The sequence below is a fragment of the Frigoribacterium sp. CFBP 8751 genome (assembly GCF_014841545.1).
In the GTDB taxonomy this organism is placed as follows: Bacteria; Actinomycetota; Actinomycetes; order Actinomycetales; family Microbacteriaceae; genus Frigoribacterium.
The window spans coordinates 185,938-198,147 of record NZ_JACYUB010000003.1; the positions used below are offsets into that span (position 1 = coordinate 185,938).

General features: G+C 71.6%; 14 protein-coding genes. All 14 read left to right on the top strand.

Annotated elements, in window-relative coordinates; translation table 11 throughout:
• Positions 1-9 precede the first annotated feature (9 nt).
• Entirely contained in the window at positions 10-1,008 is a 999-nt protein-coding gene (fmt, locus tag IFT88_RS10105; RefSeq protein ID WP_192120420.1) for a methionyl-tRNA formyltransferase, read from the top strand.
• A complete protein-coding gene (locus IFT88_RS10110; RefSeq protein WP_192120422.1) occupies positions 1,005-2,375 on the top strand; it encodes an RsmB/NOP family class I SAM-dependent RNA methyltransferase in 1,371 nt (456 codons plus the stop codon). The genes fmt and IFT88_RS10110 overlap by 4 nt, the downstream gene beginning before the upstream one ends.
• A gap of 9 nt (positions 2,376-2,384) precedes the next feature.
• Complete coding sequence (rpe, locus tag IFT88_RS10115; RefSeq protein ID WP_043592767.1) at positions 2,385-3,050, top strand: ribulose-phosphate 3-epimerase; 666 nt, start codon at positions 2,385-2,387, stop codon at positions 3,048-3,050.
• Positions 3,047-3,310, top strand: a complete 264-nt coding sequence (locus tag IFT88_RS10120; protein WP_043592769.1) for a phosphoribosyl-ATP diphosphatase — start codon at positions 3,047-3,049, stop codon at positions 3,308-3,310. The genes rpe and IFT88_RS10120 overlap by 4 nt, the downstream gene beginning before the upstream one ends.
• 64 nt (positions 3,311-3,374) lie before the next feature.
• Positions 3,375-4,214: an ATP phosphoribosyltransferase gene (gene hisG / locus IFT88_RS10125; protein ID WP_043592771.1), complete on the top strand. Its 840-nt coding sequence runs from the start codon at positions 3,375-3,377 to the stop codon at positions 4,212-4,214.
• 2 nt (positions 4,215-4,216) lie between these two features.
• Positions 4,217-5,023, top strand: a complete 807-nt coding sequence (gene hisF / locus IFT88_RS10130; protein ID WP_192120424.1) for an imidazole glycerol phosphate synthase subunit HisF — start codon at positions 4,217-4,219, stop codon at positions 5,021-5,023.
• A gap of 82 nt (positions 5,024-5,105) precedes the next feature.
• Positions 5,106-5,522 carry a phosphoribosyl-AMP cyclohydrolase gene (gene hisI / locus IFT88_RS10135; protein WP_137846569.1) on the top strand — a complete coding sequence of 139 codons (417 nt, stop codon included), beginning with the start codon at positions 5,106-5,108 and terminating at the stop codon, positions 5,520-5,522.
• A complete protein-coding gene (locus tag IFT88_RS10140; protein ID WP_446718828.1) occupies positions 5,515-7,047 on the top strand; it encodes an anthranilate synthase component I in 1,533 nt (510 codons plus the stop codon). Before hisI ends, IFT88_RS10140 begins: the two co-directional genes overlap by 8 nt.
• Positions 7,047-7,691, top strand: a complete 645-nt coding sequence (locus IFT88_RS10145) for a Trp biosynthesis-associated membrane protein (RefSeq protein WP_043592777.1) — start codon at positions 7,047-7,049, stop codon at positions 7,689-7,691. The genes IFT88_RS10140 and IFT88_RS10145 overlap by 1 nt, the downstream gene beginning before the upstream one ends.
• An 81-nt stretch (positions 7,692-7,772) precedes the next feature.
• Positions 7,773-8,051 carry a DUF6704 family protein gene (locus tag IFT88_RS10150; protein ID WP_043592886.1) on the top strand — a complete coding sequence of 93 codons (279 nt, stop codon included), beginning with the start codon at positions 7,773-7,775 and terminating at the stop codon, positions 8,049-8,051.
• Positions 8,052-8,825: an indole-3-glycerol phosphate synthase TrpC gene (gene trpC, locus IFT88_RS10155; RefSeq protein WP_137846571.1), complete on the top strand. Its 774-nt coding sequence runs from the start codon at positions 8,052-8,054 to the stop codon at positions 8,823-8,825.
• Between the two features lie 2 nt (positions 8,826-8,827).
• Positions 8,828-10,036: a tryptophan synthase subunit beta gene (gene trpB, locus IFT88_RS10160; RefSeq protein ID WP_054146069.1), complete on the top strand. Its 1,209-nt coding sequence runs from the start codon at positions 8,828-8,830 to the stop codon at positions 10,034-10,036.
• Complete coding sequence (trpA, locus tag IFT88_RS10165; protein WP_192120425.1) at positions 10,033-10,848, top strand: tryptophan synthase subunit alpha; 816 nt, start codon at positions 10,033-10,035, stop codon at positions 10,846-10,848. Before trpB ends, trpA begins: the two co-directional genes overlap by 4 nt.
• Positions 10,849-10,933: 85 nt before the next feature.
• Positions 10,934-11,935 (top strand): prolipoprotein diacylglyceryl transferase, encoded by a 1,002-nt coding sequence (lgt, locus tag IFT88_RS10170; protein ID WP_342212132.1) that lies wholly within the window; start codon positions 10,934-10,936, stop codon positions 11,933-11,935.
• Positions 11,936-12,210: the final 275 nt, after the last annotated feature.

A 12,210-nucleotide genomic window follows, 5' to 3' on the forward strand; every position in this document is an offset into this window, starting at 1 on the left:
AGGAACCCCATGCGCCTCGTCTTCGCCGGCAGCCCCGCCGCTGCCGTGCCCTCGCTCACCGCCCTCGCCGACGGCCCTCACGAGGTCGTCGCCGTGCTGACGCGCGACGACACCCCCCAGGGACGCCGACGCGTCCTGACCCCCACGCCCGTCGCCGTCGAGGCCGACCGCCTCGGTCTCCGCGTCGTGAAGGCCCGACGCATCACGCCCGAGGTCACGGCCGAGCTCGCGGCGCTCGATCCCGACCTCGGCGTCGTCGTGGCCTACGGCGCCCTGCTCCGCGAGCCCCTGCTCGGTGCGCCCCGCCTCGGCTGGGTCAACCTGCACTTCTCCCTGCTGCCCTCCTGGCGCGGTGCGGCCCCCGTCCAGCGGTCGCTCATGGCGGGCGACGTCGTGACGGGCGCCGCGGTGTTCCAGCTCGTCCCCGAGCTCGACGCAGGCGATGTCTACGGCACCCTCGAACGCCGACTCGACGGCGCCGAGACCGCGGGGGTGCTCCTCACCGAGCTCGCGCGGTCCGGGTCCGACCTGCTGGTCGACGTCGTCGACCGCCTCGCCGACGGCACGGCCGTGGCCACACCCCAGACCGGCGAGGTCACCCTCGCCCCCAAGCTGACCCTCGCGGACGGAGTCCTCGACGCCTCGCGTCCGGCGACCGAGCTGATCGACCGCTTCCGAGGCGTGACGCCCGAACCGGGAGCCCGCGTCGACCTCGACGGCACCGCCCTCAAGATCACGGAGGCGCGGGTGACGTCGGACGTCGAGGCGCCGCTCGAGGCCGGTCGCCTCGAGTCCCGGGGCCGCCGTGTGCTGCTGGGCACCGCCTCCTCACCCGTCGAGCTGGTCCGGGTGCAACCGGCGGGCAAGAAAGAGATGTCGGCAGCCGACTGGTGGCGTGGACTGCCCGGCGGGATCGACCGTCGCGTCACCCCGCCCACCTCGACCGCCCCGGCCGCCCCGGCCAACATCGCACCAGACCCCGCCCTCGACACGAAGAGCGCCTCATGAGCCGAGTCCAGCCCGCCCGCCAGGTCGCCCTCGACGTCCTCCGGGCCGTCGAACAGGACGACGCCTACGCGAACCTCCTGCTCCCGCAACGCATCGTCCGCGCCCGCCTCGGAGCACAGGACGCAGGGCTCGCGACCGAACTCACCTACGGCACCCTGCGCCTCCGGGGGTACTACGACCGCGTCATCGCGCTGGCCGCCCGTCGGGGCACCGACGCGATCGACCCGGCGCTCCTCGACGTCCTGCGACTCGGCACGCACCAGCTGCTCTCGACGCGGGTCGCGGTCCACGCAGCCGTCGACGAGAGCGTCGAGCTCGCGCGTCAGGTGGGCAGCCGGTCGGGCACGGGTTTCGTGAACGGCGTGCTCCGGACCATCTCGCGGTCGACTCCCGACGAGTGGCGCGCGCGCGTCCTGGCCGGCACGACCGGGGACGACGACCGTCTGGCGGCGGAGTGGTCGCACCCCGCCTGGGTGGTGCGGGCGTTCCGTCGCTCGCTGGCCGCCGAGGGACGCGAGGACGAACTCGTCGGCCTGCTGTCGGCCGACAACGACGCCCCGAAGGTCAGCCTCGTCGCACTGCCCGGGCTCGCCGAGGTCTCCGAACTCGGTGCGCCGAGCGGGCGCCTCTCGCCGCTCGCCGCGACGAGCGGCGGGGGAGACCCGGCGCAACAGACGGCCGTGCGCGAGGGGCGCGCCCGCGTGCAGGACGAAGGCTCACAGCTCGCGGCACTGCTGCTCAGCCGCCACCGGCCCGCCGAGTCGGGAGAACGCTGGCTCGACATGTGCGCCGGCCCCGGTGGCAAGGCCGCCCTGCTGGGCGCCGAGGCCGCCCGCGCAGGCGCCCACCTCGTCGCCAACGAGCTCGTCCCGGCCCGGGCCGGTCTCGTCCGACAGGCCCTCGAGGCCGTCCCCGGCGACGTCGAGGTGCTCGAGGGTGACGCCACACGGTTCGGGGCGGAACAGCCCCGAGGCTTCGACCGCATCCTGCTCGACGCGCCCTGCACGGGTCTCGGGGCCCTGCGACGTCGACCCGAGGCCCGGTGGCGCAAGCAACCGGCCGACGTCGGACAGCTCACGGCCCTCCAGTCGCGCCTGTTCGCCAGCGCCCTGGACGCCCTCGCGCCCGGGGGAGTCCTGGCGTACGTGACCTGCTCGCCGCACACGGCCGAGACCCGCGGCGTCGTCGAGGCCGGGCTCCGGGGCCGCGACGACGACCTCGTGCTGCTCGACGCGACGGCGGGCGTCGAGCGCATCGCCGGCCGGTCGGTCGACCTGGCGTCGGCACCGTTCGTCCAGCTCTGGCCGCACCGTCACGGCACGGACGCCATGTTCGTGGCCCTGATCGAGAAACGTGCCGGACGGTAGGCTCGTCTCGTGTCGATCCGCATCAGCCCCAGCATCCTCTCGGCCGACTTCGCCAACCTCGAACGCGACCTCCAGCGCATCTCGTCCGCCGACCTCGTGCACGTCGACGTCATGGACGGCCACTTCGTGCCCAACCTCACCCTGGGGCTGCCCGTCGTGCAGCGTCTCGGCGAGGTCAGCCCGGTGCCGCTCGACCTGCACCTCATGATCGACGACGCCGACCGCTGGGCGCCCCGCTACGCCGAGACGGGTGCCTTCTCGGTCACCTTCTCCGCCGAGGCCGCGACCGACCCGGTGTCCACGGCACGCGCCATCCGCAGCAACGGGGCCCGCGCCTCCGTCGCGGTGAAGCCGGGCACCGACCTCGAGCCCTATCTCCAGACCCTCGACGCGTACGACATGATCCTCGTCATGACCGTCGAGCCCGGCTTCGGCGGGCAGTCCTTCATGCCCGAGACGATGGCCAAGCTGACGCGCGCCAGGGCCGCCGTGAGCGCCTCCGGGCTCGACGTCTGGCTCGAGGTCGACGGCGGCATCACGACCGAGACCATCGTCACGGCCGTCGAGAACGGTGCCGACACGGTGGTCGCCGGGTCCGCCGTCTACGGCGGGTCGCCCGTCGACAACATCGCTGCACTCCGAGCAGCCGCCGCGACGGTAGCCTTGACGTCGTGAAATCCTTCGACGACCTGTACCTCGAGCTCAGCGACAAGGCCCGCGACCGGCCCGAGGGGTCGGGCACCGTGGCCGAACTCGACGCCGGTGTGCACCAGATCGGCAAGAAGATCGTCGAAGAGGCCGCCGAGGTCTGGATGGCCGCCGAGTACGAGGGCGACGTCGCTACCGCCGAAGAGATCTCCCAGCTGCTCTACCACCTGCAGGTCATGATGATCGCCAAGGGCATCACCCCGGCCGACGTCTACCGACATCTCTGAGTCGGCCTCCGCCACCCCCGTTCGTCACGCCGCTCGCGCGGCACCCCAGCAGACAGAGAAACCCATGCTTCGCGTCGCAGTGCCCAACAAGGGATCGCTCAGCGAGACCGCATCCGCCATGCTCGCCGAGGCCGGCTACACCGGTCGCCGCGACCCCAAGACCCTCCACGTCGAGGACCCGCGCAACGGCGTCGAGTTCTTCTACCTCCGTCCGCGCGACATCGCGACCTACGTGGGGTCGGGCGCGCTCGACGTCGGCATCACGGGCCGCGACCTGCTGCTCGACTCGCACTCGCCGGCCCACGAGGTCGCCCCCCTCGACTTCGGCGGCTCGACCTTCCGCTTCGCGGGCCCTCCCGGCCGTTTCGCCGATCTCCGCCAGCTCCAGGGCACCCGGGTCGCCACCAGCTACGCCGGCCTCGTCGGCTCCTTCCTCGAGAGCCACGGAGTCACCGCGACCCTCGTGCCGCTCGACGGCGCCGTCGAGAGCGCGGTGCAGCTGGGCGTCGCCGACGCCGTGGCCGACGTCGTCTCGACCGGTGCCACCCTGCGTGCGGCGGGCCTCGAGATCTTCGGGCCGGTCATCCTCGAATCGACCGCCGTCCTCATCTCGTCCGATGCCGACGTCGACGGCCTGGCGGTCCTCCACCGCCGCCTGCAGGGCGTGCTCGTGGCCCGGCAGTACGTCCTCATGGACTACGACGTCCCGGTCGCCAAGCTCGACGCCGCGACCGCCGTCGCCGGCGGCATGGAGTCGCCGACCGTCTCCCCGCTGCACGATCGCGACTGGGCCGCCGTCCGCGTGATGGTCCCGCGGTCCGACACGAACCAGGTCATGGACGCCCTCTACGACCTCGGTGCCCGGGCCATCCTGGTCAGCCCGATCCACGCCGCGAGGCTGTAGCCGTGCCCGCCGACGACGCGGTCGCCACCGGCGGGGTCGCCGCGGACGCGTCCCTCGCCGTCCGGGTCATCCCGTGCCTCGACGTGGCGGCGGGCCGCGTGGTGAAGGGTGTCAACTTCCTCGACCTGCGGGATGCGGGCGACCCGGTCGAACTGGCCCGCACCTACTACGAGCAGGGCGCCGACGAGATCACCTTCCTCGACGTCACGGCCACGGTCGACGCACGGTCGACCACGTACGACGTCGTCCGGGCGACGGCCGAGCAGGTCTTCATCCCGCTGACGGTCGGCGGCGGCGTGCGAACCACCGACGACGTCGCGCGGTTGCAGGCGGCCGGCGCGGACAAGATCGGTGTGAACAGCGCCGCCATCGCCCGGCCCGACCTCATCGGCGAGATCGCCGACCGGTTCGGAGCACAGGCGGTCGTCCTCTCGCTCGACGTCAAGCGGTCGACGGGCACCCCGTCGGGCTTCGTCGTGACGACCCACGGCGGCCGCACCGAGACGACGCTCGACGCGCTCGCCTGGGCCCGTGAAGCCATCGAACGCGGGGCGGGCGAACTACTCGTCAACTCGATCGACGCCGACGGCACCAAGCAGGGCTTCGACCTCGAACTCGTCCGCGCCATGCGCGAACTCAGCCGGGTGCCGGTCGTCGCGTCCGGAGGGGCGGGTCGGCTCGAGCACTTCGCCCCCGCCATCGAGGCGGGCGCCGATGCCGTGCTCGCGGCCTCGGTCTTCCACAACGGCGAACTCACCGTCGGCCAGGTCAAGGACGAACTGGCGCGGTCCGGGGCGATCGTCCGCTGAGGCGGGCCGTCACTCCTCAGAACCCGCACCCGACCCCGCGACACCGCACCGCACCGCACCGCACCGCACCGAGGAGCACATCATGACCGACCAGCTGACGCGTGAGACGGTCGAGCCCGTCGTCGCCCGTGCCCGGTTCGACGCGTCGGGCCTGCTGCCCGCGATCATCCAGCAAGAGGGCACGAAGGACGTGCTGATGATGGGCTGGATGGACGCCGAAGCCCTCCGCCGCACGCTCACCGAGGGGCGCGTCACCTTCTGGTCCCGGTCTCGTCACGAGTACTGGCGGAAGGGCGACACGTCCGGTCACGCGCAGTTCGTCCGTGCCGCCGCCCTCGACTGCGACGACGACGTGCTGCTCGTCACGGTCGAGCAGATCGGCGCTGCCTGCCACACGGGTTCCCACTCCTGTTTCGAGGTCGACCCGCTCGAGCCGGCCACCGCCTCCTCGTCCCTGCCGTCCGGCGACACCGACCCCACCGGAGGTCCCCGTGGCTGACGCCCTGATCCGCACGTCGACGACCCGGGCCCAGTTCGACGCCCGGCTCGCCGGCCATCGGGTCGTCCCGGTCGTGCGCGACCTCTTCGCCGACGGCGAGACCCCGGTCGGGGTGTACCGCAAACTGGCGGACGGTCGGCCCGGCAGCTTTCTGCTCGAATCGGCGGCCCAGGGCGGCATCTGGTCCCGGTGGTCCTTCGTGGGCGTCTCGTCGTTCGGAGTCCTCACGACCGACGAGGGCGAGGCCCGGTGGATCGACTACGGCATCGACCGCGGGCGGGCTCTGGGTGACGCCACCGGCCGCCCGCTCGAGGTGCTGTCCGCCCTGCACCACCGGTGGGCCACCCCGCGCATCGACGGGATGCCGCCCCTCACCGGGGGCCTGGTCGGTTTCGTCGGCTGGGAGGCCGTGCGCGAGCTCGAGCACCTGCCCGACGTGCCACCGGCCGAGTTCACCGTGCCCTCGCAGGCGCTCAGCTTCGTCTCCGAGCTCGTGGCCCTCGACCACCGCACGGGTGCCGTCCTGCTCGTCGCGACCGTGTTGAACGACGGCACCGACGGCCCCGACGTCCTGTGGGACGACGCGCAATCGCGTCTCGACGACCTGCAATCCCGGCTCGCGGCCCCGAGCGAGACGTTCCTGTCCGACGTCGACCTGACGATCGAAGCGACACCCACCCGGCGTTCCACCGACGACGAGTACGCGCACGCCATCGAGCGGTCGAAGCAGTTCATCCACGACGGGGACGTCTTCCAGGTCGTCATCTCCCAGCGCTTCGACCACGAGGTCACGGCCGAACCGCTCGACGTCTACCGGGTGCTGCGGACGCTCAACCCGAGCCCGTACATGTACCTCGTGACGCTCGACGACGTGCAGGGTCGGCCGTACACCATCGTCGGTTCGTCGCCCGAGGCGCTGGTCAAGGTCGACGGCCGCCGGGCCTACACGCATCCCATCGCCGGGTCGAAGCCCCGGGGCGCGTCGCCCGACGAGGACCAGCGCTACGCCGACGAGCTCGCCTCGGACGACAAAGAACGCGCGGAGCACCTCATGCTGGTCGACCTGGCCCGCAACGACCTGCTCAAGGTCTGCACCCCGGGCAGCGTCGAGGTCACCGAGTTCATGCAGGTCGAACGGTTCAGCCACATCATGCACCTCGTGTCCAGCGTCGAGGGCGACCTGGCGCCCGGCAAGGATGCCATCGACGCGTTCCGGGCCACCTTCCCGGCCGGAACGCTGTCGGGTGCCCCCAAGCCCCGGGCCCTCGAGATCATCGACGAGCTCGAGCCGGCCCAACGGGGCGTCTACGGCGGAGTGGTCGGTTACTTCGACTTCGCCGGCTCGGCCGACGTCGCGATCGCGATCCGCACCGTCCTGCTCCAGGACGGCGTGGCCCGCGTCCAGGCGGGTGCCGGACTCGTCGCCGACAGCGACCCGGTCGCCGAGAACCAGGAGGCGCGCAACAAGGCCGCGGCCCCCTTGCGTGCCGTCGCGGTCGCCAACGCCATGACACGGCTGCGCTGATGCCCGCTCGACGCCTCAAGCTCACGACGATCCTGGCGGGCATCCTGCTCGCGGGGCTCGCCCTGCTGTCCTGGACACAGGACTGGTTCCACGTCGTCGTGGCGTCACCCCAGGGTGGAGACCTGCCCCTCGACGTCGCCGGCGACGTCGCCGGTGCGCCGTTGTCCGCCCTCTCGCTGGCCAGCCTGGCACTCTTCGGGGCGCTCACGATCGCCGGTCGGGTGTTCCGCGTCGTCCTGGGGGTGCTGCAGGTGGCGCTGGGGGTCAGCGTCGTCGTCACGACGGCGACGGCCCTGGCCGACCCCGTGCGCGCGTCGGGCAGCGCCGTGACGACGGCCACGGGCGTCGACGGCACCGACTCGATCCGGGGCATCGTCTCGTCGGTCGAGCCGACGGCCTGGCCCTGGCTCGGGCTCGTGGCCGGCGTGCTGGCCGCGCTCCTCGGCGTCGCCACCGTGCTCCTCGCGGGCGCCTGGCCCCAGGCCACCCGCAAGTACTCCGCGACGCGACTCGTCGCCGCGGATCCTGCGGCCGACCCCGCGGCCGCCTGGGACGCGCTCTCGGGCGGCGACGACCCGACCGACGCCCCCTCGCACCTCGACGAGGGCGGGTCGAGCCCCACCGAGCCGGGCCGTACCCGGTAGACTCGGCCCCCGAACCGACCTGATCCAAGGAGCACTGTGAGCACGAACACGACGAGCACCCCCTCCGGTGGCGACGCGCCCCTGAAGAACGCCCCGGCGAAGGTCGACTCCGGCTCGAAGGGCCGCGACACCGAGACGGCCGACGACCTCGGGCACGGCAACTCGCCCGCGGCCTGGACCGCCGTGGTCATCATGTTGGTCGGCTTCGCCATCGGCACCCTGGCGTTCTTCCTCGACGTCCCGTGGATCGTCTGGGCCTCCGCCGGCCTCGTCGTCGTCGGACTCGTCGTGGGTCTCGTGCTCAAGAAGGCCGGCTACGGCGTCGGCGGCCACCGCTACGTGCCGAAGGCCCACAACTAGGTGCTCGACGACCTGTACGCGGGTGCCGTGGCCGACGCCGCAGCACGCCGTGAGTCCCTTCCGTTCGCCGCCGTCGAGGCGGCGGCTCTCTCGCGCGACCCCGCGCTCGACGCCCGCGCCGCCCTCGCCCCGGCCGACCGCGTCAAGGTCATCGCCGAGGTCAAGCGCGCGAGCCCGTCTCGAGGCCATCTCTCGACGATCGCCGATCCGGCGTCGTTGGCCCTGTCCTACGCGGCCGGGGGAGCGAGCGCGATCAGCGTCCTCACCGAGGGCCGCAAGTTCAAGGGCTCCCTCGCCGATCTCGAAGCGGTCCGCGCCGCCGTCGACGTCCCCGTCCTCCGCAAGGACTTCATCGCCGACGCCTACCAGGTCTTCGAGGCCAGGGCAGCCGGCGCCGACCTCGTCCTGCTGATCGTGGCCGGGCTCGAGCAGCGCCGTCTCGTCGAGTTGCACGACCTCGTACGGCAGCTGGGCATGACGGCCCTGATCGAGGCGCACTCCGCCGACGAGGTGTCGCGAGGCCTCGATGCCGGCGCCACCGTCCTCGGCGTCAACGCTCGCGACCTGACGACCTTCGAACTCGACCGGGACCTGTTCGGCCGCTTGTCCGGATCGATCCCGGCGGGCGTCACCCGCGTCGCCGAGTCGGCCGTCTCGTCTCCCGACGACGTCGCCCACTACCGTCGCTCGGGCGCCGACGTCGTGCTCGTGGGCGAAGCCCTCGTGACCCACGGCGACCCCGCCGACGCCATCACCCGCTTCCTGGAGGTCTGACCATGGCATTACGCGACGAGACGGGCCCGTACTTCGGTTCGTTCGGTGGGCGCTTCGTGCCCGAGTCCCTCGTGGCCGCTCTCGACGAGCTCGACGCGGCGTACAAGGCCGCCGCCGTCGACCCCGAGTTCGCCGCCGAGTTGACGGCTCTGCACGCCACCTACACGGGTCGGCCGTCGATCATCACCGAGGTGCCGCGCTTCGCCCAGCACGCGGGCGGCGCCCGCATCATCCTCAAACGCGAAGACCTCAACCACACGGGGTCGCACAAGATCAACAACGTGCTCGGTCAGGCCTTGCTGGCCCGCAAGCTCGGCAAGACCCGTCTGATCGCCGAGACCGGGGCAGGTCAGCACGGCGTCGCCACGGCCACCGCAGCCGCGCTCTTCGGCATGGAGTGCGTCGTCTACATGGGGCAGGTCGACACCGAGCGCCAGGCGCTCAACGTCGCACGGATGCGCTTGCTCGGGGCCGAGGTCGTCTCGGTCACGACCGGCTCCCGCACCCTCAAGGACGCCATCAACGACGCCATGCGCGACTGGGTGGCCAGCGTCGACACCACGCACTACGTGCTGGGCACCGTCGCCGGCCCGCACCCGTTCCCCGCCATGGTGCGCGACTTCCACAAGATCATCGGCGAAGAGGCCCGCCAGCAGGTCCTCGACCTCACCGGTGCCCTGCCCGACGCCGTCACGGCCTGCGTCGGCGGCGGCTCGAACGCCATGGGCATCTTCCACGCGTTCCTCGACGATCCCTCGGTCCGGCTGTTCGGCTTCGAGGCCGGCGGTGACGGCGTCGAGACGGGCCGTCACGCGGCCTCGATCACGCTCGGCCGCATCGGCAACCTGCAGGGCACCAAGTCCTACCTCATGCAAGACGAGGACGGTCAGACCCTCGAGAGCCACTCCATCTCGGCAGGTCTCGACTACCCGAGTGTCGGCCCCGAGCACGCCTGGCTCTCCGAGTCGGGACGAGCCGAGTACCAGCCGATCACCGACGACGAGGCCATGCAGGCCTTCCGTCTGCTCTCGCAGACCGAGGGCATCATGCCCGCCATCGAGTCGGCACACGCCCTGGCGGGCACGATCAAGCTCGGCCTGGAGCACCCCGACTGGACGATCCTGGTCTCTCTCAGCGGGCGTGGCGACAAGGACGTCTCGACCGCGAGCCGGTACTTCGGCGTCCTCGACGAGAAGGCACAGCAGCTGTGACCGCCACGGTTCCGGGCGGAACGAGCAAGGTCGGCGACGCGATCCGGGCTCGGCGAGAAGCCGGGAGCGGTGCCGTCGTGGGATACCTGCCGGTCGGGTTCCCCGATCTCGACACGAGCATCGAGGCCGCGGTGGCGATGGCCGAGAACGGCATCGACGTCATCGAACTCGGCATCCCCTACTCCGACCCCGTGATGGACGGGCCGGTGATCCAGGCCGCGACGCAGCGATCGCTCGCCGAGGGGTTCCGTGTACGCGACGTGTTCACGGCGATCCGCGAGATCACCGCGCGCGTCGACGCGCCCGTCATCCCGATGACCTACTGGAATCCGGTCGAGCAGTACGGCGTCCAGCGTTTCGCCGACGACCTCGCGGCCGCGGGCGGCGCCGGGCTCATCACCCCGGACCTCATCCCCGACGAGGCCGACGCGTGGGTGACGGCCGCCGCAGCGGCGGACCTCGACCGGGTCTTCCTTGCCGCTCCGTCGTCCAGTGAATCGCGCCTCCGACAGGCCGTCGCGAGCAGTCGCGGCTTCGTGTACACCGTCTCGACGATGGGCATCACCGGCGCCCGCACCGACGTGGACGCAGCGGCGAGCACCCTCGTCGCCCGCCTCCGCGAGGTGGGCGTCGAGAACGCCTGCGTGGGTCTCGGCATCTCCACCGCCCAGCAGGTCCGCGAAGTACTCGAATACGCCGACGGTGCCATCATCGGTTCGGCCTTCGTCCGAGCCCTCGCCGACGGAGGGGTCGAACGTCTCGCCGAGGTCTCCGCCGACCTGGCGTCCGGCGCGGCCCCTTCCGCCTCCTGACCCTCTCGGGTCCGACGCCCCCGCGCTAGAGTCGTCACCCGTCGGGTGACCGACGCTCCGCATCCCTCCGAAAGGCACCACGCCCGTGTTCGTTCCCCTGAGCATCCCGAGCCCGTCGGCCGCCTGGCAGTACTTCGACGTCACCGCCTGGTTGAACTCGACCTTCGGGGCTTCGCTGCCCGGCTCGCTGCGCATCCACGCCTACGCCATCTGCATCCTCGTCGGCATCGTCGCGGCGGTCGTCATCACGAACCACCGCCTCAACCGGCAGGGGGCCGAGAAGGGCATCGTCATCGACGTGGCCATCTGGGCCGTGGTCTTCGGCATCGCGGGGGGACGCCTCTTCCACGTCATCACCCACCCCGCGGACTACTTCTCCTCGCCCGACCAGTACATCCACGTCCTGTTCGTGTGGGAAGGCGGTCTCGCCATCTACGGAGCACTCCTGTTGGGTGCCGTGGGCGTCTGGCTCGGCTGCCGCTTCACCGGTCTGCGGTTCACGGTGTTCGCGGACGCCCTCGCCCCCGGGCTGCTCGTCGCACAGGCGTTCGGACGCCTCGGCAACTGGTTCAACCACGAGCTCTTCGGCATGCCGACCGACCTGCCCTGGGGCCTCGAGATCGAATCGACGAACGCCGCCTACCCGACGGGCCTGCCCGAGGGCACGCTCTTCCACCCCACGTTCCTGTACGAGATCGTCTGGATGCTCGCGGGGGTCGCGATCCTGTTGCTCCTCGAGAAGAAGGCTCCGATGCAGTGGGGCCGGTCGTTGGCCTTCTACCTGGTCTGGTACGGCATCGGCCGTGCCTGGTTCGAGTCGATCCGCACCGACCCCAGCCTGCTGTTCTTCGGCATCCGGACGAACGTCTGGATGAGCTTCTTCGCCATCGTCCTCGGCATCGTCCTCTTCGTCGTCGCCGCACGTCGTCACACCGGCACCGTCCCCGGCCCCTACGTTCCCGGTCGCGCGCCGAGCGAGCGAGCGTCTGCTGTAGACTCCGACGACACGTACACGGAGAACGACGAACCCGAGTTGGTCACCGTCAGCGCATCGGACGACAACACCGATCGCTCACCGCGTCCCTAGGTCGTCCACTCCACGACGGCCGCGGGCCCGGCGCCCCATCGTCGTGGCGCCCGATCCTCTCCACCCCATCCCGGTGCGAACGATCCGCCCGCGACACGGTTCTGTGCACGCACCCGCGCCTCGTAAGATCGAGCGCAGTCGGCCCCTCCTGCCGGCGTGCACGCCCACGGTCGCCACGAGCCGACCTCTCCCGCTGACTCGGGGCCGCCCACAGACCGCGGTTCCGTGAGGCTCCTCGGGCCGACGTCGTCCCACCCCCTGTCGGATCTCTTCGT